The sequence below is a fragment of the Streptomyces sp. IBSBF 2435 genome, assembly GCF_036815005.1.
Taxonomy (GTDB): Bacteria; Actinomycetota; Actinomycetes; order Streptomycetales; family Streptomycetaceae; genus Actinacidiphila.
In genome coordinates this window covers 1-3523 of the sequence record NZ_JAJSYW010000330.1, presented here as the reverse complement: position 1 = coordinate 3523, position 3523 = coordinate 1, and the positions used below count along the sequence as shown (strand labels likewise).

Here is a 3523-nt window from a genome sequence, read left to right as displayed (position 1 = left end):
GCCACACACCACCCGAACCCGCCCACCCATCAGGGCAAAGACCGTTGCAGTACTAAGAGAGCACTGACGCAGCTCCGCCGGTGGCTGCCGCAGGACGGCGGCACCCGCGGTCGTTAAGGGCCGTACGTCGCTGCCCCGTGCTCGGCGATCCTCTCCAGGAGCACGGTGACGAAGTGCTCGTGGACCGGTGCGGTTGCTCCGTCGTCGAGATCCAGGTGAAGGACGCTGAGGATCTGCCGGAACTCCTGCCGCACCCGGGCCTCGCGAACGGCCGGGGCGTCCAGCCACGCCTGCTCGGATTCTGCGTACGCGCGCAGGCGGAGCATCCGCTGCCATGCGGCCGGCAGTTCCGCGAGCTCCACCGAGTCCCGAAGACCGCGCCCTGCCACAACGGCCAGTGGGGTTATCGCCCGCGCAGCATGTGCCTGCGCGTACTCCTCGAATACTGTCGTATCCACGTCCGCCTGGCGCGCGAGGGCACCGGCCAAGAGCCCCACGCAGGCGTCGCTGATCCGGACCGCGGACCGGCGTGTCCACGGGACGAAGGGCCTGCCATTGAGGGTGTCGTCTGGTCCGACATGCCGGAGAAGGGATGCGGCGTTGGCGTGCACGAAGAACGTCGAGGTGGGAACGTAGAAGCGGCGGTACAAGCTCAGCGCGCCGGCACCGTCCAGCGTGGTGTCGACCAGTTCGGCCATCTGGCGGACGTTCAACGGCTGGCCCGTGGCCCCGAAACTGGCGAGCGACTCGTCGACGGCGCCCTTCGAGACGAAACCGTCATCGACGAAGTAGCCGACGACGTCGCCCATCGCCTTGATGTTCGCTGCCTTCAACCGTGCGACCACGTCCGGCTTGTGCAGGCAGTACAGCCCGAGAAGGCACCCTTCCACGGCGGCACGAGCCAGCAGCACGGACGCTTCCCGGTGCCGGCCGCTCGCCGCTCGCCGGGTCTCCCGCTGGAGCCACAGCAGCCGAAGCATCGCCAGCTGCGCCACGTCGGCAGCCGTCGTCTCGTCGTCGTCGGGCCAGCTCTCGCAGGTGACAAGAGAGCGGGCCGCAGCGCGCACACGGCGGCGGCGGAACGGCTCGGGGTAGGGGAGAATACCGCGCACCATGTTCATCACGAGGGCGCGTACGAGGGAATCCACGCGCCCACTCTGCCGGGCCCCCGGATCTGGTAGCACCCCAATTACCCAATTTGCTTAGCCGGATTGGGCTTCAACCGCTATCGCAGGTGCGTGGCATCGATGGCAGCGTCCGAGTGGCGCAGGCTGCGCACGGAGGGGCTGGCGAGCAGGTGGCCAGCAGGAGGCAGTGGGTGCAGGCCGAGGGTGGCGAGGCCGTAGAGCCAGGGCGTGCCCACGGAGTACCCGCGCCGCTGGAGGTAGCTGGCGAGGTCGGGCACGATGCCGGCTGCTCGGAGCACTGCTTCCTCCTGGTAGGTCAACAGCCACCGTTTCACGTTCGCGGCGAACGCTGCGGTCCACGGCTGGGTCAGCCGTCGCCGGGTCTGGTCCCACAGTTCGGCGAAGGCTCGCAGGACCGGGCTCGACGACGCGGGACGGTGGCCGTCGAGTACGCGGTAGAGCCCGGCGACCACAGCGGCGCCTATCCGAATCGGGTACGCCCGCTGCTCGATGACGGACCAGGAGATCATCAGCCCACTGAACGCCGCCTGCCCCGGCAGCCTGGCCGACCGGCTGGGCCACGACCTGGCCTGGGCCGGAACCCGTCCTTCAATCCGCACGGACAGCACCCAGAGTGACGAGTGGCTATCCTCATCGCTGGCATACGCGACTCGCTGGCATGCGGATCTACCCGTCCCAAAGTCCTCTACGTGTCAAGGGAGGGTGCGGCGAGCGCCTGTCGGGACCCTACAAAAATCGGGCCCGCGCAGAGCCCGTTGTCCAGGAGCAACGACCCTCGGGGCCGTGTGCGTTTGCGTTCGTCATCGCAGGTCGCAGAGGTGCTCGTTGCCAAGCCTGGCCGGAGGACGAATGCGGTCCGCGGAGTGTCCTGGTAAGGAGGAAGGGCACTCCTCACTCGACGGCCGGTTACGTGACCTGCGGGAATGGCCGCGCCGAGTGCGCTCGATGCCGGTTTGTAGGGTTCTCTCGCCGAAAAGAGCAAAGGTCAGAAGACCGTGTGCGTTTTGGCGTGTACAAGAAAGGCTCTGACCGGCATTTCTGCTGGTCAGAGCCTTGTTTCCGGAGTGCCCCCGGCAGGATTCGAACCTGCGCACACGGCTCCGGAGGCCGTTGCTCTATCCCCTGAGCTACGGGGGCGACGGGAAGAACACTACCAGTCCGGGGAGGGTGTGCCGGACAGGGTTTGGGTGGGGGTGCGGGGGCGGGGGTCACCCCTGGCGGGGAAGAAATGGGCAAAACGCGGACGCATCAGTAGCCGCCCGCCTACGCTTCGGGGTGTGGCGGGTGCGTCCGGCCGGGTGCTTGTTGTTGATGACAACAAGGTGATCCGGCAGTTGATCAGGGTCAACCTGGAGCTGGAGGGCTTCGAGGTCGTGACCGCGGCTGATGGTGCCGAGTGCCTGGAGATCGTGCACAGCGTGCGGCCGGATGTCGTGACGCTGGATGTGGTGATGCCGCGGCTGGACGGGGTACGGACGGCCGCACGGTTGCGGGCGGACGCCGATCCGTGGACGCGGGACGTCGGGATCGTCATGGTCAGCGCGGGAGCCCTGCCGGACGGGACCGGGGGGCCGCGCGGGGTGGACGCGTACGTCGGGAAGCCGTTCGAGCCCGCCGAGCTGGTGGAGACCGTACGGCGGCTGGTGCGGCGCGGCCCCGTGCCGCCCGAACCGCAGGGCCAGGCCGCCGGCGCCCCCGGGGGAGCCTGACCCCGGGCCGAGGGTGGGGGCGACCAGGAAAACCCGGTCGCCTGGGGGCACCGCTTCTCGCCTACGCTTTCCCCGTGACTCCCGCCGAACTGTCGTGGACCGTGCTGAGTGCGGTCAGGCGTGCCGTGGCGGCGGACGAGTTGCGGGTCGCGGTGCCGGACAAGGTCGTGGTCCAGCGGCCGCCGCGCCCCGGGTGCGGGGACTACGCCACCAACGTCGCCCTGCAACTCGCCGGGCCGGCCGGGCTCACCGCCCACGAGGTCGCCGCGATCCTCGCCGTACGCCTCGCGAAGGAGCCGGGCATCGCCCAGGTCGAGATCGCCGGGGCCGGCTTCCTGAACATCACGCTCAGCGCACGTGCGTACGCCGACGTCGTCCGGCAGGTGCGGGAACAGGGGCAGGACTACGGGCGCGGCGACGGGCTCGCGGGCGAGGCCGTCACGGTCGTCCCCGAGCCGCCGCACGCCGTACGCGCCACGCTCGTCGCCGAGGCCGTCAACGGGCTGCTCCGCGCGGCCGGCGCCAGTCCCGGCCGCCGGGAAAGCCTCACCGTCGCCGAGCCGGCAGCCCCCGGTGCCCTGCCGGCCGCCGGCGCCCGCCTCGGCCCGGACGCCTTCCGCGAGCCCGGGGCCGCCGCCCCGCCCGAGCCCGCCGCCCCGCCCGGGG

General features: G+C 70.3%; 3 protein-coding genes, 1 tRNA gene and 1 pseudogene. 2 read left to right on the top strand and 3 right to left on the bottom strand.

Going from position 1 to position 3523, the window contains the following annotated elements; all coding sequences use genetic code 11:
* Positions 1–113: 113 nt before the first annotated feature.
* The 3 genes from V7E46_RS32930 to V7E46_RS32920 all read right to left on the bottom strand — a co-directional run bounded on the left by V7E46_RS32930 (position 114) and on the right by V7E46_RS32920 (position 2285).
* Complete coding sequence (locus V7E46_RS32930; RefSeq protein ID WP_333771834.1) at positions 114–1148, bottom strand: hypothetical protein; 1035 nt, start codon at positions 1146–1148, stop codon at positions 114–116.
* Between the two features lie 77 nt (positions 1149–1225).
* Entirely contained in the window at positions 1226–1657 is a 432-nt protein-coding gene (locus V7E46_RS32925; RefSeq protein ID WP_333771833.1) for a terpene synthase family protein, read from the bottom strand.
* A gap of 556 nt (positions 1658–2213) precedes the next feature.
* A tRNA-Arg gene (locus V7E46_RS32920) sits at positions 2214–2285 on the bottom strand.
* Between the two features lie 140 nt (positions 2286–2425).
* On the opposite strand from V7E46_RS32920, the gene V7E46_RS32915 reads away from it, so the two are divergent.
* Positions 2426–2857, top strand: a complete 432-nt coding sequence (locus V7E46_RS32915) for a response regulator transcription factor (protein WP_329174640.1) — start codon at positions 2426–2428, stop codon at positions 2855–2857.
* Positions 2858–2931: 74 nt separating this feature from the next.
* Positions 2932–3523: pseudogene (locus V7E46_RS32910) on the top strand (ArgS-related anticodon-binding protein NrtL); the annotation flags it as partial.

Bases quoted from the DNA above. Each gene is read 5' to 3' on its own strand.
- V7E46_RS32925 (WP_333771833.1), bottom strand. From the start codon at position 1,657: ATGATCTCCTGGTCCGTCATCGAGCAGCGGGCGTACCCGATTCGGATA.